Origin of the sequence: Solirubrobacter soli DSM 22325, from assembly GCF_000423665.1 — a bacterium.
In the GTDB taxonomy this organism is placed as follows: Bacteria; Actinomycetota; Thermoleophilia; order Solirubrobacterales; family Solirubrobacteraceae; genus Solirubrobacter; species Solirubrobacter soli.
This window is the reverse complement of sequence record NZ_AUIK01000026.1, coordinates 21,050-40,503: the sequence shown is the minus strand read 5'-3', so window position 1 is coordinate 40,503 and position 19,454 is coordinate 21,050. Positions and strand designations below refer to the sequence as shown.

General features: G+C 71.7%; 18 protein-coding genes. 8 read left to right on the top strand and 10 right to left on the bottom strand.

The genetic code is table 11. The features are described from left to right. Positions 1–2: 2 nt before the first annotated feature. Complete coding sequence (locus tag G569_RS50190; RefSeq protein ID WP_053226734.1) at positions 3–764, top strand: inositol monophosphatase family protein; 762 nt, start codon at positions 3–5, stop codon at positions 762–764. On the opposite strand, the gene G569_RS0120840 is transcribed toward G569_RS50190, so the two are convergent. Together G569_RS0120840 and G569_RS0120835 are read right to left on the bottom strand one after the other, a co-directional pair. Continuing rightward, positions 757–1,089, bottom strand: a complete 333-nt coding sequence (locus G569_RS0120840; RefSeq protein WP_028064859.1) for a TfoX/Sxy family protein — start codon at positions 1,087–1,089, stop codon at positions 757–759. The genes G569_RS50190 and G569_RS0120840 overlap by 8 nt on opposite strands. Next, positions 1,089–2,012 carry a methyltransferase gene (locus G569_RS0120835; RefSeq protein ID WP_053226733.1) on the bottom strand — a complete coding sequence of 308 codons (924 nt, stop codon included), beginning with the start codon at positions 2,010–2,012 and terminating at the stop codon, positions 1,089–1,091. The genes G569_RS0120840 and G569_RS0120835 overlap by 1 nt, the downstream gene beginning before the upstream one ends. A gap of 96 nt (positions 2,013–2,108) precedes the next feature. Between G569_RS0120835 and G569_RS0120830 the strand changes: the two genes are divergently transcribed. The 4 genes from G569_RS0120830 (at position 2,109) to G569_RS50175 (ending at position 7,022) form a co-directional block, all read left to right on the top strand. Then, on the top strand, positions 2,109–2,420 hold the full coding sequence (locus tag G569_RS0120830) for a hypothetical protein (protein ID WP_028064857.1): 312 nt from the start codon (positions 2,109–2,111) through the stop codon (positions 2,418–2,420). 84 nt (positions 2,421–2,504) lie between these two features. Beyond that, entirely contained in the window at positions 2,505–4,613 is a 2,109-nt protein-coding gene (locus G569_RS50185; protein WP_053226732.1) for a putative bifunctional diguanylate cyclase/phosphodiesterase, read from the top strand. A 230-nt stretch (positions 4,614–4,843) separates the two neighbouring features. Next, a complete protein-coding gene (locus tag G569_RS50180; protein ID WP_053226731.1) occupies positions 4,844–6,412 on the top strand; it encodes a M28 family metallopeptidase in 1,569 nt (522 codons plus the stop codon). 52 nt (positions 6,413–6,464) lie between these two features. After that, complete coding sequence (locus tag G569_RS50175) at positions 6,465–7,022, top strand: NYN domain-containing protein (protein WP_037497982.1); 558 nt, start codon at positions 6,465–6,467, stop codon at positions 7,020–7,022. On the opposite strand, the gene G569_RS50170 is transcribed toward G569_RS50175, so the two are convergent. The 3 genes from G569_RS50170 to G569_RS0120800 form a co-directional block, all read right to left on the bottom strand. Further along, positions 7,019–7,840 (bottom strand): COG1470 family protein, encoded by an 822-nt coding sequence (locus G569_RS50170; RefSeq protein ID WP_157592192.1) that lies wholly within the window; start codon positions 7,838–7,840, stop codon positions 7,019–7,021. The two genes, G569_RS50175 and G569_RS50170, sit on opposite strands and share 4 nt — an antisense overlap. A 10-nt stretch (positions 7,841–7,850) precedes the next feature. After that, positions 7,851–9,650 (bottom strand): purple acid phosphatase family protein, encoded by a 1,800-nt coding sequence (locus G569_RS50165; RefSeq protein ID WP_084285333.1) that lies wholly within the window; start codon positions 9,648–9,650, stop codon positions 7,851–7,853. Between the two features lie 157 nt (positions 9,651–9,807). Next, a complete protein-coding gene (locus tag G569_RS0120800) occupies positions 9,808–11,028 on the bottom strand; it encodes a HupE/UreJ family protein (RefSeq protein WP_028064856.1) in 1,221 nt (406 codons plus the stop codon). Positions 11,029–11,125: 97 nt separating this feature from the next. Between G569_RS0120800 and G569_RS0120795 the strand changes: the two genes are divergently transcribed. Then, the gene (locus G569_RS0120795) at positions 11,126–11,776 is read left to right on the top strand and encodes a type 1 periplasmic-binding domain-containing protein (RefSeq protein ID WP_028064855.1); all 651 of its coding nucleotides are present in this window, start codon (positions 11,126–11,128) and stop codon (positions 11,774–11,776) included. A 164-nt stretch (positions 11,777–11,940) separates the two neighbouring features. Here the strand turns inward: G569_RS0120795 and G569_RS0120790 are convergent, their stop codons facing one another. The 4 genes from G569_RS0120790 to G569_RS0120775 all read right to left on the bottom strand — a co-directional run bounded on the left by G569_RS0120790 (position 11,941) and on the right by G569_RS0120775 (position 17,062). After that, entirely contained in the window at positions 11,941–12,657 is a 717-nt protein-coding gene (locus G569_RS0120790) for an SDR family NAD(P)-dependent oxidoreductase (RefSeq protein WP_028064854.1), read from the bottom strand. Further along, positions 12,654–13,916 (bottom strand): flavin-containing monooxygenase, encoded by a 1,263-nt coding sequence (locus G569_RS0120785; RefSeq protein WP_028064853.1) that lies wholly within the window; start codon positions 13,914–13,916, stop codon positions 12,654–12,656. The genes G569_RS0120790 and G569_RS0120785 overlap by 4 nt, the downstream gene beginning before the upstream one ends. 69 nt (positions 13,917–13,985) lie before the next feature. Next, positions 13,986–14,891, bottom strand: coding sequence for a LysR family transcriptional regulator (locus G569_RS0120780; RefSeq protein WP_028064852.1), 906 nt, complete (start codon positions 14,889–14,891; stop codon positions 13,986–13,988). After that, on the bottom strand, positions 14,888–17,062 hold the full coding sequence (locus G569_RS0120775) for an aminotransferase class III-fold pyridoxal phosphate-dependent enzyme (protein WP_037497979.1): 2,175 nt from the start codon (positions 17,060–17,062) through the stop codon (positions 14,888–14,890). The genes G569_RS0120780 and G569_RS0120775 overlap by 4 nt, the downstream gene beginning before the upstream one ends. A gap of 32 nt (positions 17,063–17,094) precedes the next feature. Between G569_RS0120775 and G569_RS0120770 the strand changes: the two genes are divergently transcribed. Beyond that, positions 17,095–18,165: a DUF2855 family protein gene (locus G569_RS0120770; protein WP_028064850.1), complete on the top strand. Its 1,071-nt coding sequence runs from the start codon at positions 17,095–17,097 to the stop codon at positions 18,163–18,165. Here G569_RS0120770 and G569_RS0120765 read toward each other — a convergent pair. Further along, positions 18,162–19,037, bottom strand: a complete 876-nt coding sequence (locus G569_RS0120765) for a DMT family transporter (RefSeq protein WP_064750412.1) — start codon at positions 19,035–19,037, stop codon at positions 18,162–18,164. The two genes, G569_RS0120770 and G569_RS0120765, sit on opposite strands and share 4 nt — an antisense overlap. A 50-nt stretch (positions 19,038–19,087) precedes the next feature. Between G569_RS0120765 and G569_RS0120760 the strand changes: the two genes are divergently transcribed. Continuing rightward, positions 19,088–19,411, top strand: a complete 324-nt coding sequence (locus G569_RS0120760; protein WP_157592191.1) for a hypothetical protein — start codon at positions 19,088–19,090, stop codon at positions 19,409–19,411. Positions 19,412–19,454: the final 43 nt, after the last annotated feature.

Below are 19,454 nucleotides of genomic sequence, written 5' to 3'. Positions count from 1 at the left end.
GGGTGAAGCGAGAGCTGGCAGCGGCGCACGCCGCGGTGGACGAGGCCGTCGCGCTGCTGCGCGCCCGGCGCGACGAGCGCCACACCCGCACGGCGAAGGCCGCCAAGGACTTCCTGACGGAGGTCGACACCGCCTCCGAGGCGCTGCTCAAGCGCCTGCTGTCGGAGTCGACGCCCGACATCGGCTTCTACGGCGAGGAGGGCGGCGGCGCCGAGCTGCACACCGGCCGCGTGTGGGTCGTCGACCCGCTCGACGGCACGATCAACTACGCCACCGGCTCACCGCTGTGCGGCGTGATGGTCGGCCTGCTCGAGGACGGCGTGCCCGTGCTCGGCGTGATCGACCTGCCGTTCCTCGGCACCCGCGTCGACTCGACCGCGGGCCACCTGAACGACGTCGACGCCCTCGACGAGGGGATCGTCGCGGTCGGCGACGCCTTCCACCGCGGCGGGCCGCGCATGGACGCGTTCCTGAACCTGGGCTCAGAGGTCCACCGCCGCGCGCTGCGGTTCCGTTGCGTCGGCGCCGCGTCGGTCCTCTGGACCTGGCTCGTCGGCGGCCAGATCCAGGGCATGTTCCTCGCCCACAACAACCCGTACGACGTCGTCGCGGGCCACGCGATCGCCCGCGCCGCCGGCGCCACGGTCACCGACTACGCGGGCAACCCGCTGACGATCGACTCGACGGGCGCGATGGCCGCCGTTCCCGGCATCCACGCCCCGCTCATCGACCTGGCGTCCGACCTCGCGGCGGCGGCTACTTAGCGGGCAGCTCCAGCGCCCGCGCGGCGCCGCGCTCCACCCACTCGGCCAGCTCCGCGTCGCTGAGCCCGTCCGGGTCGATCAGCACGAAGCCCTTCATCGGCTTGGAGCCCGGGCGGCCGAACTCGTGGACGTGCGGGGCCTGGATGGCCTCGTCGACCTCCTCCGGCGGGAGCCGGACGACCATGTGGTCCTCGCGCATCACGCCGACGGCCATGTTGCCGCCGATCGTCCAGCCCATGCCGCCGAACATCTTGCGTTCGACCACGCCGGGGCGGGCGTGGATGAGCTCGGAGATCCGCGCCGCCAGCTGTTCGTCGTACGCCATCAGGGCCTCCTCTTGAGCTCAACGTAGTAGCGCCCGTCAGCCTGCTCTCCCGAGCGGACGACGTCCAGTCCGGCCCGCACCGCGCGCTCCCGGAACGCGGCGAGCGAGTCCGTGGTCCCGCCGACCAGGACCATCTCGATCATCAACCTCCGCGGCGCGTCGTCGGCCGCGACGCCGCCGGAGACGATCAGGCGGCTCGAATCGCCCATCGCCGCGGCGACGTTGCGCAGCAGCGCGTCGGTGTCCGCGTCCGGCCAGTCGTTGAGCACGCTGCGCAGGATGTACAGGTCGGCGCCCGCGGGCAGCGGGTCGAAGAAGCTCTGGCCGACCGTGGCGAAGTCGCCCGACGCGCGCGCCACCGTGCCGGGGAAGTCGACCAGGGTCGCGCGCACGTGCGGGTACGCGCGCGTGACCTCGCGCAGCAGCGCGCCCGTCCCGCCGCCCAGGTCGACGACGGTCGCGATCTCGTCCATCGGCAACCCGAAGTCCGGATCGGGCGTCGAGTGGCCGCCGGGACCGATCAGGTCATCGAACTCGGTCGCGAGCTCCTCGTGCGCGGCGAGGTCGTCCCAGAACGGGCGCCCGAACTTGTCCGCGTAGGCCGGCCGGCCGGTGCGCACGTAGGCGGGGATCGTCTCCCACGCGCCCGCGAATCGCCCGCCGATCCCGTCCAGCCGGAGGAACGGCATGCCCAGCAGCGAGCGGCCCGCGTCGGTCAGCGCGAAGCGGCCGGGCGAGGGCTCGGTGAACACGCCCTTGGTCGCCAAATGTCCGAGGACGTTGTGCAACGCGCGCTCGTCGCAGCCGGCAGCGGCCGCCAGCGCGCCGATCGAGTCGGTACCGCCGTCGACCAACTCCGCGATCCTCAGCGTGGCGACGGCGTGGACGCACCAGGGCGTCATCAGGTCCATGAGGTCGTCCATCACCCGCAAGGGATACCGTGCGCCGATGAACAAGCGAGCCCGGCCCACGTCCTCGAGGGACCGGCCGTGCGGTTTCGGGCGTACCAGGGTGGCTTCGTGAGTCGCCGCGCGCCGGCCGACGGCAGCGAGTGGTCGACGATCGTCCTGCTGATGCTCGGCGCGTTCTTCGTCGGGATCGGCTGGTTCGTCGGCGTCTACGCGCTGTGGCGCTCGAAGGTCTGGAGCGTGCCCGAGAAGCTGGCCGGCACGTTCCTGTGGCCGGGCGGCCTCGTCACGGGGATGTTCTTCGGCGTGATCGCCGCGCAGGGAGGCGGCGCGCTGTGGCTCGTCGCGGCTGTCTCGGTGGGCGTTCCGCTCGGCACCGCGTACCTGCTCTGGGCTCGCGCGGCCAAACAGTCGTCCACTTGAAGGGCGTCAGCGGGCTGACGGGTCAAGTCCCGTCCAGCCGCGCCGATCCGGTTGGAGGTGAATGTCCTCTTTGCGGGTGTTCCGGTGCTGGTCGCGACAGCGGCGGTGCTGGTCCGCGCCTTCAAGCGCACGCAGGATCGCGGCGCCTGGGTGGCGCTCACCTTCGCGCTGGCCGCCAACTCCGCGGGCGCGATCACGCTCGCCGCTCATCACGACGCGCTCGAGTTCCCGTCGCTCGCCGACATCTTCCTGCTGGCCTTCTTCCCCGCGGCGTTCGTCGCGGCGGTCCTGTTCGCCCGCGCGCGCGTCCCGCGCTTCGGCCTCGCGCTCGCGCTCGACGCGGTCATCGGCGCGCTCGGCGCGGCCGCGGTCGTCACCAAGCTGCTCGGCCCGGCGCTCGGAGCCGACATCGGCAGCGCTTCCGAGACCGCGCTCGCGCTCGCGTTCCCGATGGGCGACGCCCTGCTGGTGATGATGGTCGGCGTGGCGTTGACGCTGCGCGGGTGGCGGGTCAACGCGGTCTGGGTGCTGCTCGCGGCGGGCGTCGTGCTGCGCACCGCCTGCGACGCCGCGCATGTGCGCGCGGGCGTCTACGGGACCGGCGAGACCTGGTTCGCGCCGGTGTTGGGCGTCTCGTCCATGCTCGTGATCGCGGCGGCTGCGTGGTGCCGCGACTCGCCGCCATGCCAGGTCGCGCGCGGCGGCCGGCACATGCTCGTCATGCCGACGCTGCTCGCGCTGCTCGCCGCCGGGCTGCTCGTCGCCGACCACTTCCACCCGACCGTCGACGCCGTGATCTGGTTCTCGGCGGCGACCCTCGTCGCGGTCCTCGGCCGCGTCGCGCTGACCTTCGCCGAGAACAACGCCCTGCACGCCAGCCGCGAGCTCGCGCTCACCGACGAGCTCACCGGCCTGGCGAACCGGCGTCTGTTCCACGACCGGTTGAACGATGAGCTCGGCGGCGACAACGACACGCCGCTGGCGGTGGCGATGGTCGACCTCGACCGCTTCAAGGAGCTCAACGACACGCTCGGCCACCACGCCGGCGACCTGCTGCTCGCGCAGCTGGGGCCGCGCCTGCAGGAGGTCGTGGGGGAGGCGGGGCTGGTCGCGCGCATGGGCGGCGACGAGTTCGCGCTGCTGCTCCCGGGCGCCGGTCTCGCCGCGGCCACCGAGCTCTCGCGGCGGGTCGGCATCGCGCTGCAGACGCCCTTCGAGATCGACGGGCTCGAGGTCGTGATGGACGCGTCGATCGGCGCGGCGCTCTGCCCGGACCACGGCGTCGACGCCGAGGCGCTGCTGCAGCGCGCCGACGTCGCGATGTACCAGGCGAAGGAGGCGCGCACGGGCTTTCAGGCCTACGACTCCACCCGCGATCGGCACTCGCGGGAGCGTCTGGCGCTGATGGCGGAGCTGCGGCGCGCGCTGGAGGGCGACGAGCTCGTCCTGCACTATCAACCTAAGGTCGACCTCCAGACCGGGCTGGTGGCCGGCGTCGAGGCGCTCGTGCGCTGGCAGCACCCGATCCACGGGCTGCGCGGTCCGGGCGCGTTCCTCCCGCACGCCGAGCACACCGCGCTGATGCGCCCGCTGACGCTGCACGTGCTCGAGACCGCGCTCTCGCAGCTGGCCGAGTGGCGCGCGATGGGACTCGATCTGCACGTCGCGGTCAATCTCGCGGTCCAGAACCTGCTCGACCTGCGCACCCCGCGGCAAGTAGCGGACCTCCTCGACCGCCACGGACTTCCGGCGCAGGCGCTGACGCTCGAGGTCACGGAGTCGCTGATGCTGCACGATCCGCAGCGTGCCGGCGAGGTACTGGCGGACCTTGCCGACCTCGGCCTCGGGCTCGCGCTCGACGACTTCGGGACCGGCTATTCCTCGCTGGAACATCTCAAACGGCTCCCCGTCAACGAGCTCAAGATCGACAAGTCGTTCGTGATGTCGATGGACCGGGATGCGGCGGATAGAGCCATCGTGGCCTCCACCTCGGCGCTCGGGCGCTCGCTCGGGCTGCGGGTGGTCGCGGAGGGCGTCGAGTCCCACGCGGCCGGCTCCGTGCTGGCCGCGATCGGGTGCGATCTCGCCCAGGGCTTCCACTATTCGCCCCCGGTCCCCGGCGAGCAGATCCCCGGGCTGGTGCGCGCGGCGGTGGCCATGCAGGTCGGCGTCGCCACCGTCAGCGATCGCTGACGAACCTACTACCCCAAGTAGTCATAAGCAGTAATGTGGGTCTTCAGAGGGCTGTGGGAGCCCTCACCCGCACATACCTGAGGGGGTACACATTGTCACTGAGCCGTTTGGCTCTGGCGGCCGCATGCGCCGCCACGCTGACGTTTGCGCCGACCGCGTTCGCGGACGGCGGTGGAGGGAACGTCACGCCGCGCGATCCCGGCGCCCGGAAGTTCGTCGAAAACGTTTCTGTGCCGAACATCGTCAAGCACCAGATCGCGCTGCAGCAGATCGCGACGTTGAATGACGACACGCGCGAGGTCTTCTCGCCCGGCTACCAGGAGTCGCTCGACTACGTCGTCCAGACGCTGAAGGACGCGGGCTACAGCCCGAAGGTCACGCCGTTCAACTATCCGGTCTGGAAAGAGACGCAGCCGGCGGTGCTGAACTCGCTCCCGCCGAACGCCAAGACGTACAAGCCCGGCACGGCGGCTGACGACGGCTCGCCCAACGTCGACTTCATCACGATGGCCAACTCGCCCACCGTCGAGCTGACCAACGCACCGGTGTTCCCGGTCGGCGGCATCGTCGACCCGCCCACCGGTGGCTCGGCGTCCGGCTGCGTCGCGGCCGACTACGCCGGCGTCTCCGGCAAGGTCGCGCTCGTCCAGCGCGGCACGTGCCCGTTCGTGACCAAGTGGGAGCTCGCGCAGGCCGCGGGCGCGACCGGCGTGATCATCTACAACGAGGGCAACACGCCCGCGCGCCAGACCCCGATCTTCGTCGACAACCAGCCGACGCCGGACGCCACGATCGCGGCCGTTATCACGAGCTACACGCTCGGCAACGACCTGCTCCAGGCCTACAAGGCCGGCAAGAACCCGAAGGTCGACTTCAAGGTGTACGGCTTCTTCGAGCCGCGTTACCTGAACCAGGTGATCGCCGAGACGCGCGGCGGCGACCCGAACAACGTGGTCGTGGTCGGCGCGCACCTGGACTCCGTGCCCGAAGGCCCTGGCATCAACGACGACGGCTCCGGCACCGCGACCCTGCTCGCGCAGGCCGAGGAACTCGCCGACGGGCACTACAACCTGCGCCAGAAGATCCGCTTCGCCTGGTGGGGCGCCGAGGAGAACGGCCTCGTCGGCTCCTCGTACTACGCGAAGACGCTGAGCGACGCGGAGGTCAAGAAGATCGACGTGATGCTCGACTACGACATGCTCGCGTCGCCGAACTACATCCGCGGGATCTACGACGGTGACGGCGACGACCCGTCCGAGGATCCGAACGTCCCGAACCCGCCCGGCCCGCCCGGCTCCGGTCGCGTCGAGGACGTCTTTGACGAATGGTTCAAGGCGCAGGGCTTCAAGTCCGAGCGCGGCGCGTTCGACGGCCGCTCCGACTACGTCGGCTTCACGCTGCGGGGCATCCCGTCCGGCGGTGTCTTCGCCGGCGCCGAGGGCGTCAAGACCGCCGAGCAGGAGCAGATCTATGGCGGCGCCGCGGGTGCCTGGTACGACCCGTGCTACCACCAGATCTGCGACAACCTGCAGACGGTCATCTCCGGCGTGCCGCCGATCACCGCGGACGGCTTCACGGAGGAAGGGGTCTTCCCGGAGAACGCCGCCAAGAAGGCCGCCGCCCGCAAGATGAAGGGCGGCGCGCTCCGGAGCCTCAAGGAGCTCTCCGGCGCCGCGTCCTACGGCGTGTACTACTGGGCGATGTCCAAGGACGGCTTCAACTCCAAGCCGCACGGCGGCAAGCCGCCCAAGTGGCCGCGCCACCGCTGGCACGGCCACGGCCACCGCAACAACGGGTAGCTGACCCCGCGGGGGCGCGCGTCGCGCGCCCCCGCCCGGTTACTCTCCGCCGGTGGCCGAGACCTTCCTGCTCGTCGACGGCGAGAACATCGACACGACGCTGGGCGTCAGCCTGCTCGGCCGCCGCCCCGCCCCCGAGGAGCGCCCGCGCTGGGATCGCGTCCTCGATTACGCGCGTGCGATCTGGGAGCAGCCCGCCCGCGGCCTCTTCTTCTTGAACGCCACGGCCTCGGTGCCCTTGAGCTTCGTCCAGGCGCTGACCTCGATCGGCTTCCGGCCCGTGCTGTTGAGCGGCCCGCCCGAGGTCAAGGTCGTCGACGTCGCGATCCAGCAGACCCTCGAGGCACTCGCCGAACGCGAGGCGGGCGGGGACGCGCTGCTGGCTTCGCACGACAGCGACTTCGCGCCGCAGGTCGCCGGCCTGCTGGCCGTGCCGGGCCGGCGGGTCGGGGTGATCTGCTTCCGCGAGCTCGTCTCGAGCGCGTTGGCCGACCTGGAGGGGCTCGAGGTCTACGACCTCGAGGACGACGTCGGGGCGTTCACGGTCACGTTGCCGCGCACGCGCGTGATCCCGATCGAGCGCTTCGACCCGTGGGTGCTGCTGGACTAGGCGGCGATGCGCGCCGGACGGCGGCGCAGGCGGGCGACGACGCCGGCCACGACCGCGATCAGCACGACGAGCGCCAGAAGCGGGAGCCACGGGATCGCCCAGCCGTGGCCTGTGGCCTTGATCGGGGCGAGTGGCGCGGTCGAGCCCGCCTCGTCGGTGAGCAGCGGCGTGAGCGTGACGGTCGCCGTGAGGCGCACGGCGGGGGTCACGTCGCGGACGGGTGCGGTTCCCTTCCAGGTGGCGCCCGGGAGCAGCGGCGGGGAGTCGGGGAGCGTGCCGGCCTTGGCGGTCCAGCGGCCGAAGGGGCCGGAGACCGACACGGCCGCGTGTGCGGTCAACGTCGCGTTGCCGGTGTTGCGGATGGTGTAGGTGACGGTGGAGTCGCCGATCCGGACGTCCTCGATCGCCAAGCTCGGCTTCAGCGCGCCGCCGACCCGGAGACGGATCGGGATTCCGGCGATGCCACTCGCGTAGTCGCCGGCGGCGGCGTCCTTGGGCAAGGACACGGTGAACGGGACCTCGACGGAGTCGCCGGCCGGGACCGTGACGTCGTCGCGCGAGGGGCGGACCCAGGCGCTCATCGGGCCCTTGGCGGTGCGCAGGGCGACGTGGACCGGCGCGGCGCCGTCGTTGACGACGACGAGGCCGTCCTCCATCTGCCCGCCGGGGTTGATGGTGTAGCTGAACGCCTGACGACCTTCACCGAACTGGTTCGCGGCCGGGGCGGCGGTCCAGTCGGCGGCGGCCGCGGGTGGGGCGAGCAGCCCGACCAGTCCCAACGTCAACAACAGCAGCGAACGGGGACTGATCGGGCGCATCGTCATCTCGCTACGGGTTGGTCGTGGACAGCGTGAACGTCAGCGTCTTCGCGTAGGTGCCCGTACGGAGCGCCTCGTTCGCGGCGATCGACTGCTTGAAGTCGACCGTGACGTTGTCGTTGGAGACCGGCGCGGCGTACGTCTTGACCGTCGACGGCAGCGGCGTGCCCGCGACCTGCAGCGGGGTGGCCAGGGCGAACGTGCCGTTGACCAGCTTGCCCGTGGCGGTGGAGCTCGGGTCCGAAGCGGTCAGGGCGGCGTCGCCGGCGGTCGAGATGACCGTGGCGGTGGTGCTGGCGGTGTAGTCCTTCGCGATGCCGGGCGTGAACGGGCCGAACGAGGCCGGGGCGCCGAGCGTCAGGGCGAGGGTGGGAGCGACGGAGCCGCCGACGCCGCCGTCAGCGGGAGCCTCGGCAGCGTGGATGACGACCTTGTCGACGACGGAGCCGACCGGCTGGGCCGGGCTGGCGCCGTTGTTGGGGCCGCACCACGGCACGTTCTTGAGCTCGACCGCCGCGTTCGGGGCGGCGCACGTGCCGGAGCGGATGTTCTCGACCGTCAGGGCGTCTTTGCGGACCTGGACCTTGACGTAGGTGCGGACGTGCTCCTGGTTCTCGACCGAGTTGGCGTAGTGCCGGTTCGGATCGAGCGGGTCCGGACCGAACTCGCCGGCGACCGGCTTCGTCAGGTCGTAGTACTTCGAGCCCGAGGCGGAGTTGCCCGTGACGTAGATCACGCCGCCGGGACCCTGGACGACCTGGGCGGCGCCGGGCTGCTCGCTCGCGTTCGCCTTCTGGCCGTTCTTGAGCGCGTAGGAGCGCGAGTAGCTGTGATCGTGGCCCGCGAGGACCAGGTCGACGCCCAGGTTCGAGAAGGCGGTCGGGAAGTCGACGCGGCGGATCTTGTTGTCGCCGTCGTTGGCGTGCGACGCCGGCGAGTAGATCGCGTGGTGGAACACGAGGACCGTGTAGCGAGCCTCGGAGCCGTGGGCGTTGACCACGCTGGTGATGTAGTTGATGTGCGCGGGGTCAGCGCCGTTCTGGTACGCGTTGGAGTTCAGGTGGATGAACAGCGCGTCCTTGTAGACGTACCAGTAGTCGCCGCCCGACTGGGTGGTCTGGCTGCCCTGGTAGAAGGCCGCGGAGCGGTCCGTGTTCGGGGTCCAGAAGTGCTGGTCGTAGGCCTTGCCACCGACGTCGTGGTTGCCGATCGTGGCGGCCCAAGGGTAGGAGCGCAGCTTGTCGGAGGCCAGGAACGCGTTCCACTGCGTCTCGGTGTTGGCGGTCTCGACCTGGTCGCCGCCCGACACGAGCAGCTCGGCGTCCGGGTTCGCGGCGAGCGACACGTTCAGCGTGTCGACCCATCCCGCGCCGTCCTTCGGCACGTCGCCCGACGAGCCGATCTGCGGGTCGCCGAAGAACAGGAAGTCGAAGGCGCCGTTGAACTTCTGCGTCTTGAACGTGTACGTCGCCGACCAACCGCCGTCAGCGCCGACGCGGTACGAGTACGCGGTGTCCTCCGAGAGGCCGCTGAGGACGGCGTGGCCGTTGAAGCCGCCGTTGACCGAGTTGGCCGTGACGGTGGCCGCGAACGTGAGGGCGTTCGCCGGGAACTCGCCGTTGACGAGCTGCGACGTCGGGGCGACCTGCACCGACTGCGCCGTGTTGGCCGACGTGTACCAGGACACGACGCGCTGCGACGCGTTCGCGCCGACGCCCAGCACGACGGCCGAGTTGGTGGCCGGCGCCTGAGCGCCGGCGGTCGTGATCGAGCCGATGCCGAACGCCGCCGACGCGGCGAGGGCCACCAGGCCCGTGGCTACCACACCTCGCCGGCGACCAACCGGCGAATGAGATGACTTCAAGTGGTTCCCTTCCTTGAGTGCGGATGGACGGCGAGGAGCTTGTTCGAGCCGGTGCCCTCGGATGTGAAGAAGCCGTCGCAAAGGGATGAGCAGAAGATGAGAGTCAGAGTGCGAATGTTCGTTCGGCGAACCACACGAGGCCCATCGCGCACACGCCCGCCGCGATGACACCGGTCGCCGAGAGCCCGGCGAGCGGCGCGCGGCGGCGCAGGAGCGCGAGCATCGGGAAGACGGCGGCGATGATCGCCAGCTGCACGCACTCGATGCCGACGTTGAACACGAGCAGCGAGGACAGCAGCGTCCACGAGAACGCCTCGTCGATCCCGAGCGCGCCGGCGAACCCGAGCCCGTGCACGAGGCCGAAGCAGAACACGGCCACGAGCCGCGCCCGCCCCGACGCGTCAAGGCCGATCAGCCCGTGCCCGGTCGTCTCGAGCTCGGTCGCCTGCGATCCGCGCTTGAAGATCCGCCACAGGTGCAGCGCGGCGACGACCGAGATCGACAACGCGATCGTCGGCTCGACGATCGCCGCCGGCACGGCCACGAGGCCGAGCGCGGCCAGGATGAACGTCACCGAGTGGGCGAGCGTGAACGTCGACGCCGTCAGGACGATCTCGCGCAGGCGCCGCGACCCGGCGATCAGCGCCAGCAGGAACAGGATGTGGTCGATCCCGGTGTAGAGGTGCTCAGCGCCGAGGCGGAAGAACTCCCAGTAGCGCTCCAGCAGCGACTGGTGGGTGGAGAACGACGGATGGGCGGCCTCGAGGCTCGCGCTGCCGTGGGTGAAGTCGAGGTCGTAGGTGACGATCGTCTTCGTGCCCTTGACGTACTCCTCGCCGTCCGGGAACAGCCCGCTGCGAACGATGTGCGCGTTGCCGCCCGGTGGGCAGGTGAAGTCGAGCGCGACAAAGGCGTAGGGGACGCCGACGCGCTGCTTGATCTCAAAGCCGCCGTCGTAGGCGGGCGTGCACGCGCCGCCGCCGTCGACCTCGACGCCGAAGCGCTTGCTCACGTAGGCGAGGACCGTGTCGGCGTGCGCCTCCAGCGCCGCCGCCATGGCCTGGTCGTCGCGGTCCTCCCACGCCGGGGTCCCGGTCTTGAAGAGCGGATCGTCCTTCTCGGCGTCCGCGGCCGAGACGACCAGCAGGTCGTACTCCAATCCGAGCTCGGTGCGCACGTGGCCCTTGCCGGGCGATGTGGCATCGACGTAGACGACGGAGCTGAATCCGTGACCGAAGGCCGACGCGGCGGTGAGCAGCAGGAGGCCTGCCGCGACGGCCGCCGCGATGGCGGAACGGCCTCGAAGGCGAAGAGGGTTAGCCATGACCGAGGCCGATCTTGTTCGACCACCGGTGCACGAGCGGTGAACGATGTGTGAACGGATGCCACCGACCGACCGGAAAGGCGGCTAAGACAGTGCGGTGCCCCGAGGTCCGCTGCTCGCGCTGCTCCTGATCGCCGTGGTCGTGGCCGGCTGCGGAGCCGACGACTGGTCGCAGCCACACCCGAAACCGACCGCGATCGGCAAGCTCGGCGCCGGGTTCGTCGAGGGAAAGCCCGCGCCGGAGGCGACGATCACGCCACGCCCCGGCTCCTGGGACGGCGTCCACCCGTCCAAGGGCTACCGCGTCGTCCTGCTGACCGCGGGCACCGACAAGGCGACCCGCACCCTCGCGAGCGCGGTCACCAACTGGGCCGACGACGAGGACGCGAGCCTCAAGACCGTCACCGCGAAGGCCCCGACGGAGTTCATCTCACGCATCCGCGAGGCCATGGACCTCAAGCCGGACCTGATCATCAGCGCCGGCAACGAGCTCGTCGACCCGCTGGCGCTGGTGACCGCCAACCATCTCGACCAGCACTTCCTCATCATCGGGGCCGAAGTGGCCGAGCCCACCTACAACGTGACCGCGGCCGACTGGGTGGGCGCCTCGTTCCGCGGCGAGGGCCTGAAGATGTCCGACAGCTACGACCCGAGGACGTTCACGCCCGAGCGGGCGACCCGCGCCGTGCGGGCGGGGGTCGCCGCGGTGCTCAACGGCATCACGGGCATCGTCATCCGCGTCGATTGAGGAGCCGGTTCGACGAATACCGGTACGCCCGCTGCGGCGCATCCGCGGCGTCTCGCGCCACCCGCGCGGCTCACGGCCCAGAGGGGCGCATCGCGAGCACGTGCGGCCCGAGCCACTGGCGGGCTGCACCACATCGGTCGGACCGACCATTCGCCAACAGACTCCTAGCGAGCCAGGTACCCACCGTCGATCACGAGCTCGGTGCCCGTGACGAAGCTCGCGTCGTCGCTCGCCAGATATGCCACGGCGCCCGAGATCTCTGAGACGTGGGCGCGGCGGCCGAGGGGGGTGAGCGGGACGACGCCGCCCTCGGGCTCGTCCTCGTTCATGGTGGTGGAGACGCCCCCGGGGCAGATCGCGTTGACGCGGATGCCCTCGGCGGCGAGCTCGAGCGCGGCGGTCTTGGTCATCGCGAGGATCGCCGCCTTGCTCGCGGTGTAGGCGATGTAGCCCTCGGAGCCGGTGACGCCGAAGATGCTGGCGACGTTGATGATCGAGCCGCCCCCGGCCGCGCGCATCGCTCCGATCGCGGCCTGCATGCCGAGCAGCGTGCCGGTCGCGTTGACGGCCAGCAAGCGGTTCCAGGCCTCGAGCGTCTCCTCGATCAACAGGTTGACGTGGATGATCCCCGCGTTGTTCACCAGCACGTCGAGGCGGTCCGGCACCGCCGCGGCCCAGTCGGCCGGGTCGGTGACGTCCAGGCGGCGGTAGGTGACATCGAGCCCGTCGCCGCGGAGGCGGGCGGCGGTCTCCTCGCCCGCTTCGTCGAGGACGTCGCCGGTGATGACACGAGCGCCCTCGCGGGCGAGCCGCTCGGCGTGGGAGGCGCCCTGCCCGCGGGCGCCGCCGGTGATCAGCGCGACACGACCGGCCAGCCTCATCGGGCGACCCGCTCCACCCGCGCGGCGCGGTCGAGCGCCTTGTGGGCGTCGCGCAGCTGGCGGTTCCAGATCGCCCGCACGATGTCGATCCGCGCGTCGGGGACGTCGATCTCGGCGAAGTGGGCCGCCAGGGCGGTCCGGCGGGCCGGGTCGAGCTTGAGCATCCGCACGACGAGCTCGGTCTGCATGGAATAGACGGGCAGCTGCGGCCCGCGCGGCGCCGCGAGCCCGACGAAGTAGAGGTTCTCGGCGCCGACCGGCAGCGTCAGGCCCGCGGTGCGCAGCGGGACGCCGTCGCGTTCGCGGATGAGGCTGCGGTCGAGGAACGGGAGCGAGACGTTGAAGCCGGTCGCCCAGAGGATCGTGTCGAACTCGCGGCTCGTTCCGTCGACGAAGTGGACGGTCTTGCCGTCGAGCCGCTCGATCGCCCCGGCGACGTCGATCCGGCCGTGGTGGATCCAGTACGGCAGCAGGTTGTTGACGACCGGTGGCAGCTCGTTGAGGTTGCGGGTGGGCGGCTCGGGCAGGCCGCGGTAGGCGCGGGTCGGGCCGATCACCATGTCGGACATGAAGCGGGCGATCCGCTCGTTGACCTTGACGGGCAGCTTCGCCATCCAGCCGATCTCCGCCCGCGGGCGGCCGAAGACGGCCTTGGGCTGGAACATCTGGCCGCGCCGTATCGAGATCGTCGACTGCAGCCGCGCGTTGGCGACGTCCACGGCGAGGTCGCAGCCGGAGTTGCCGGCGCCGACCGTCAGCACCCGCGTGCCCTCGATGTCGTCGATCGACCGGTAGGCGCCGGAGTGGATCTGGCGGCCGGTGAACTCGCCCGGGTACGTCGGCAGGTGCTGGTCGGTCAGGTGCCCGTTGCACACGATGACGCCGGTGTACTCCCGCGTCTCGCCATCGGAGGTCGCGACGCGCCAGCCGTCGAGGCCGATCGGCTCGATCCGGTCGACGGACACCCCGAAGCGGACGTGCGCGCGCACGCCGGTGTCGCTCGCGAAGCCCTCGAGGTAGTCGCGCATCTGGTCGCGGCTCGGGTACACGGGGTAGTGCGATGGCATCGGGTAGCCCGCGAAGCCCGAGAGGTCGCGGGACGTGATCAGGTGCAGCGACTCGTAGTCGGTGTGCCAGTGCCCGCCGACGCGCTCTGAGCGCTCGAAGCAGTCGAACGCGATGCCGTGCCGCTGCAGCACTTCCATCGCTCCAAGTCCGGCCGCGCCGGCGCCGATGACGCAAAACCGATCAGTGGTCATGAAGGGCAGAATGACCAGCGCGGGCGCCGCCGTCCATCACGGATGTTCGACGTCGGCTATAGGGCTGGGCTATATCAACGCGAGATGCTGCTCGATGATCGCGATCAGGGCGGTCATCGCGGGCGACGCCGGCGCGCCGCGCGGCGTGATGAACGCGAACCGCTCGATCAGCGGCGGGTCGAGCGACACCCACGCCAGCCGGTCGGCGAGCCCGAGGTCGTCGATCAGTGCGCGTGAGGTCACGGAGTCGCCGACGCCGCGCACGACCAGGTCCAGCACCGCCGCGGGCGACTCGACCTCGACCACCGGCTCCAGGCGCACGTCGGCGTCGGCGGCACGGTCGCGCAGCTGGCGCCGCGTCGGGTCCTCGTTGCCGGCCAGCACCTCCGGGAGGACGAGCTGCGCCGCCGCGAGTTGCTGGATCGAGCGCGGCTCCCCGCGCAGGCGGTCGCCGTCGGCGGTCACGTAGACGGCTTCCGTCGTCCACACCCGCTCGCCCACCACGAGACCGCGCTCGTCCACCGGCAGCGCGACCAGGCCCGCCTCGAGGTCGCCGCGGCGCACCGCGTCCGCGGTCTCGGTCGAGTTGCGGCTGAAGATCCGCAGCCGCACACCGGGGTAGCGGCGCCGGAACTCGGCGACGGCGGCGCCGAGCAGGAGGTGGTGCGCGGTCGAGAAGGCGCCGAACGCGACGGTGCCGGAGACGATCGCGCCCGCCTCGCGCACCGCGTCCTCGGCGTCGCGCGCGGCGGCGACCGCTCGCTCCGCGCGGGGGACGAGCAGCCGCCCGGCGTCGGTCAGCACCAGCCCGCGGTTGGTGCGGACGAACAGGGCGACCCCGAGACCCTGCTCGAGCCTCCGCAGCTGCTCCGAGAGGCTGGGTTGCGACACGAAACAGGCCTCGGCGGCGCCGGAGACCGAGCCGCGCTCGACCGCCGCGAGGAAGTAGCGCAGCTGCTGGAGCGTGAGCGTCACAGCGCCCCGGCGAGCGCGTCCACGAGCACCGGGACGTGGGTCTCGTCGAACGCCAGCGGCGGGCGGATCTTGAGGGTGTTGCCGTCCCGGCCGGTGGTGCCGACGAGCACGCCGGCCTCGCGCATCCGGTCGCGCACGCTCCGGGCATCGGGAAGGTCCACGCCCCAGGCGAGGCCGACGCCGCGGACGTCCCCGACTCCCAACGCGCGCAGCGCGGCGCCGAGCGCGCGGCCGGTGCGCTGCACGCGGTCGAGCACGCGCTCGTCCTCGAGCACGTCGAGGACCGCGATCGCCGCGGCGGCGCTCACGGGGTTGCCGCCGAAGGTGCTGAACAGCGTCACGTGGCCGACGAGCTGGGCGGCGATGTCGCTGCGGGTGATGACCGCGGCGACCGGGTGGCCGTTGCCCATCGGCTTGCCCAGCGTGACGAAGTCCGGCACGACGCCGAAGCGCTCGAAGCACCAGAGCGCGTCGCCGGTGCGCCCGTGGCCGGCCTGGACCTCGTCGGCGATCCAGAGGCCGCCGGCGGCGTGGGTGCGCCGCACGAGCTCCTGCACGTGACCGGGGTCGAGGTCGGCGATGCCGTCGCTCGTGATCAGGCCGTCGAGGACTGCGGCGGCGAGGCCGCGGTCCCCCAGCCGGTCGATGGCAGCGGCGAACGAGGCGGCGTCGTGCGGCTCCCACGTCTCGACGTGGGCGGGCCGGACGCCGTCGAGCCAGCCCTCGGGCGACAGCGCCGCGGTGGCCTCGGTGATCCCGTGGTAGGCGAACGTGGTGCAGAGCCCGCCGGTGCGCCCGGTGACCGCGGTCGCGATCCGCCAGGCGAGGTCGTTGGCCTCGGAGCCGGAGTTGACCAGCAGGACGGTGTCGAGCTCCGGCGGGCAGGTCGCGGTGAGGCGCTCGGCGAGCTCGATCGCCGTCGGGTGCAGGTAGCGCGTGTGGGTGTTGATCGCCCGGCTCTGGCGCGCGATCGCCGCCGTCACCCGCGGATGCGCGTGGCCGATGCACGGCACGTTGTTGTAGGCGTCGAGGTAGCGACGGCCGGCGGTGTCGGTGATGTGGACGCCTTCGGCGCGGGCGACCTCGATCGGCGTCGCGTAGAAGAGCGGGTCGATCGCGGGGCCGAACGCGGCCGCGCGGCGGGCGGCGAGCGACGGGTCGGGGCGCTGGGCGGGTGCGCCGAGCCGGCGCGCGACCTCGTCGAAGCCGGCGCTCTCGAACGTCTCCAGCACCCGCAGGCTCGTCGCGTTGTAGCGCTCGGCGAACGTCTGCTCCTCCAGGCCCTGGGCGACCCGCCAGGAGCTGATCGCGATCGTGATCGCGCTGCGCGCGGCCCACGCGACGCCGAGCACCTCGAGCTCTGCGTCCTCGAGCACGACGCGGCGCTGGTAGCCGTCGATCACGAGCCGGGCCATGCGGAACAGCTCGTCGCCCTCGCGGCCGTCGCCGAGCGAGTCCAGCACCGACGCGAGGTCGGTGATCAGCGCCGTGTGGCTCATGTCGCCGAAGTCGATGATCCCGGTGATCAGGCCGTCGTCATCCGTCAACGTGTTGTCGACGGTGAGGTCGGTGTGCGCGATCTGCGCGCGCAGCCGCGGCCAGATGGGCACCGCTCGATCCTCGAACGCGTCGAGGATCCGCGCGGTGGTGGCGCGGGCGTGCGGGTCGCGGATGTCGTCGAGCATCGCGCGGGCCGACAGCGCGTGCTGGACGTCCCACGGCATCGTCCGGTGCGCGCGCGGGTGGGTGAAGCCGCGCAGCGCCTGGCCGAGGCGGGCGGTCGTCTCGCCCCAGGCGATCAGCGCGGGGTCGGGGAGGTCGGCGGCGGCGATCCGGCTGTTGCCGGGGAGGACGTCGTAGAGGCGGATCCAGTGGTCCTGCCAGCGGGCGCGCAGCTCACCGTTCGTCGCCGGCTTGGGGAGCGCGACGCGCAGGCCCGGGTCGACCGCGTGGATGTGCAGCGCGGCCGCGGCCTCCATGTCGAGCACCTCGGGGTCCTCGGCGGCGTTGGAGACCTTCAGGATCGCGATGTCGTCGAGGGCGAACGTGCGGTCGCGTTCGCTGCCGAGGTCGCGCGCGCCGGTCGCGGCGACACCGAACGCGCTCGCGCCGATCGCGACCGCGTCGGCCGTGGTCAGCTGGGGCGTCGCGCCGCTCAGGACGGAATCCATTCCGAAAGGAAACCAGGTGGTACCGTCGCGGCGTGACGGACTTTCTCGTTCGGCGCGACGACCTGCGCGCCTGGAAGGTCACCGACGGCGACGCCGACGAGGCGCCCGGCCCAGGCTCGCTGCGGCTGCGCGTCGAGCGCTTCGCCCTCACCGCCAACAACCTCACCTACGGGTTGCTCGGCGATCGGCTCGGCTACTGGAGGTTCTTCGCCGCGCCCGAGGGGTGGGGGCGGCTGCCGGCGTGGGGCTTCGGCGAGGTGACCGCGACGGGCGTCGACGGGATCGGGGTCGGCGAGCGCTTCTACGGCTACTTCCCGATGTCGAGCGCGGTCACCTTGGAGGCGAAAGCGACGGGCGAGGGGTTCGTCGAGTCCTCCGAGGCGCGCCGGGAGCTGGCGCCGGTCTACAACCGCTACGCCGCGGCCACGGAGGAGAACGGCTACCCGCGGGCGCACGACGACGCCAACGCGATCCTGCGACCGCTGTTCCTGACGGGCTGGCTGATCGCCGACCACCTCGAGCAGGCGGACTGGTTCGGCGCCGGCGCGGTCGTCCTGGCCAGCGCGTCGTCCAAGACCGCGTTCTCGACCGCGTTCGAGCTCGCCGCCCGCTCCGAGCGACCGGAGATCGTCGGCCTGACGTCGCCCGGCAACCGGGAGTTCACGTCAGGTCTCGGCTGCTACGACCGCGTGGTCACGTACGACGAGATCGGAGCGCTCGGCGACGCGGAGCTCGTCTTCGTCGACATGGCGGGCGCGCCGGACGTCCGCAGTGCCGTGCATCAGCACGCGGGCGACGGGGTGCGGGCGTCGCTGATGGTCGGCGCGGCGCACTGGGAACACGCGTCCTTCCGCTCGGAGGCGCTCCCGGGCGCGCAGCCCGAGGTGTTCTCGGCCCCCGCCCACGTCGAGCGGCGCGCGCACGAGCTCGGGCCGGCGGAGTTCAACCGGCGCCTCGGGCGGGCGTGGCTGGCGTTCGCCGACCGCGTCCCGGAGCTGCTCGAGATCGAGGTGAGCAGCGGGGCTGACGCGCTCGGCCGCGCCTACGACGCGCTGGTCGCCGGGAACGCCGACCCGCGCAAGGGGTACGTCTTCATTCTTTAGTGGGGCGCCGGCGGCGGCTCGGGGTCGGACCCGGTCTGCATCACGATCGCGCCGATCACGATCGCGCCGCCGATCAGGGTCGGGGTGCCCGGCTTCTCGTCCATCGCCAGCCAGACCCAGAGCGGGCCGAGGACGACCTCGAGCAGCGTGATCAGGCCCACCTGCGCCGCGGGGATCAGCCGCGCGCCGACCGTCAGCAGCGCGAACCCGAGCGCGATCTGCCCGACGCCGAGCGCGATCAGCCAGACGACGTCGGCGCCGCCCACCTCGCTCGCGGTGGCGAACGGGGCGAACACGACGACCAGCAGCACCTGCGACAGACACGTCGCCGGCGCCATCGAGACGTCATGCCGCCAGCGGGTGATCACGACCATCACCGCGAACGCGCTCGCGCACAGGAACGCGAGCCCATCGCCCACCAGGTCCCCGTCGCCCGGCGTGCCGAGCATCACGCTCACACCCACGAGCGCGATCCCCATCGCGATCCACGTGCGGCGCGAGATCGGCTCGTGGAGCGTCACCCGCGCCAGCAACGCCGCCAGCACGGGGGAGAGCGCGAGCAGGAACAGCACCCGCGCCACGCTCGAGTGGTTGAGCGCCGCGATGAAGCTCGCCGAGGCGATCGCGACGCACAGCGCCACCGCGACCCCGGCCAGCCCGACCGACCGGAACGCCTGCAGCACCCGCCCGCGGTCGACCACCGCCACGTAGGCGAAGAGCGCGATCCCGGCGAACAGCGCCCGCCCGGCGACCTGCGTCGCCGTCCCCACGGTCAGCTGCCGCTGCAACACCCCCGCGGTCGACCAGGCGATCGCGGCGAGCGCGACGTAGACCTGCCCCTGTCGTTGGCGGCCCAACGTCGCTGTTGTCACGCCGCCAAGTGATAGCGGACGCCGCCGTCCGCCCGTACCCTTGCGCGTCGATGCCCGATTCGGTGATGTATGGCCTCCTCGTCGTCGGCGTTACCGCCCTCGTCGGCGCGCTCGTCGCCGGACTGTTCGGCAGCGACCTGGCGCTGTGGCTGTTTCCCGTGTGGTTCGGCGCCGGGGTGGTCTTCCTCGTCGGCGGCTACGGGATCGCGTACGTGCTGCGGATGCTGCGCGTCGTGGCGATCGCCGCCGCCGCGCTGGTCGCCGCGGCGCTCGTGCTGCCCGCGGAGCTCATCGCGACGCTCGGACCGGTCGCGTTCACCGGGGCCGTCGCGGTGTTCTTCCGCCTCGAGCGGCGCCGCCGGCCCCACTTCTGATCCTCAGGTCGAGGGTGAGACCTTGCCGAGCGGCAAGGTCCGG

Coding starts and splice junctions, on each gene's coding strand:
- G569_RS0120835 (WP_053226733.1), bottom strand. CDS start 2,012: ATGGACGACCTCATGGACCTGATGACGCCCTGGTGCGTCCACGCCGTC.
- G569_RS0120840 (WP_028064859.1), bottom strand. CDS start 1,089: ATGGCGTACGACGAACAGCTGGCGGCGCGGATCTCCGAGCTCATCCAC.
- G569_RS0120775 (WP_037497979.1), bottom strand. CDS start 17,062: ATGGATTCCGTCCTGAGCGGCGCGACGCCCCAGCTGACCACGGCCGAC.
- G569_RS50170 (WP_157592192.1), bottom strand. CDS start 7,840: ATGCGCCCGATCAGTCCCCGTTCGCTGCTGTTGTTGACGTTGGGACTG.
- G569_RS0120800 (WP_028064856.1), bottom strand. CDS start 11,028: ATGGCTAACCCTCTTCGCCTTCGAGGCCGTTCCGCCATCGCGGCGGCC.
- G569_RS0120785 (WP_028064853.1), bottom strand. CDS start 13,916: ATGACCACTGATCGGTTTTGCGTCATCGGCGCCGGCGCGGCCGGACTT.
- G569_RS0120790 (WP_028064854.1), bottom strand. CDS start 12,657: ATGAGGCTGGCCGGTCGTGTCGCGCTGATCACCGGCGGCGCCCGCGGG.
- G569_RS0120760 (WP_157592191.1), top strand. CDS start 19,088: ATGCCCGATTCGGTGATGTATGGCCTCCTCGTCGTCGGCGTTACCGCC.